The sequence below is a fragment of the Chryseobacterium sp. JV558 genome, from assembly GCF_033712365.1.
Lineage (GTDB): Bacteria > Bacteroidota > Bacteroidia > Flavobacteriales > Weeksellaceae > Chryseobacterium.
On the sequence record NZ_WJHU01000030.1, the window covers coordinates 1 to 707 of the forward strand.

Here is a 707-nt window from a genome sequence, read left to right on the forward strand (position 1 = left end):
GTCTCTCAGGGGAAAGACGGAAAAGACCTAATTTAAATAAAGGACCATTATACAGATCAAACGCTTCGGTGATATACTCAGAGATCTTTTGCGATGATTCATCAGCTTCATTACGATCCTGGAAATCAAAATAGGACACGTGGAATTTATCCGGATCAGGATCAAGAATCAACTGACGGATATCACCCTGATCATTCGCCCTGAACACCGTACGTAAAGACTCATGACGCACGATCAGATCCCAATAAGCCAATTCAAAAGCTGACTGATCAAAACCTGAATCAAATTCATACACCCCGTTTACGTTATAAGCGAGGTTAGCATCCTCAAACTGGCTCAAAATCCACATACGCTTCTGTGAGGAAGATAATGGGTAATCTGCCTGAACAGGCGCCTGAGGAATAGAGGCTAGAACTGTCTTTTGGGAATTATCGATCAGAAGAGCCTGATCTCCAAGCTTCGTATGTCTGAAAAGCTCTTTAAGACCCAGATGTACATGAAGCCGGTCGCTGATCTGGCTGGATAAACGTGTCGCTTTCAAACTATGCCCTCCCAAATCAAAGAAGTCATCATAAAGACCAATATTATCTGCATCCAGCGACAGAACATCACTCCAGATCTTAACCAGGATCTTCTCTGTAGAAGTTTGCGGAGATACATATTCCACACCTGTATCGATGCCCATGTCTTCTGGCATGGGTAGTGCT

At 43.6% G+C, this 707-nt stretch carries 1 protein-coding gene; it reads right to left on the bottom strand.

Features of this window, described 5'->3' with window-relative positions; translation table 11 throughout:
* Nucleotides 1–707: condensation domain-containing protein (locus GFU89_RS23225; RefSeq protein ID WP_318849381.1), on the bottom strand; the 707-nt coding region annotated here is incomplete at both ends.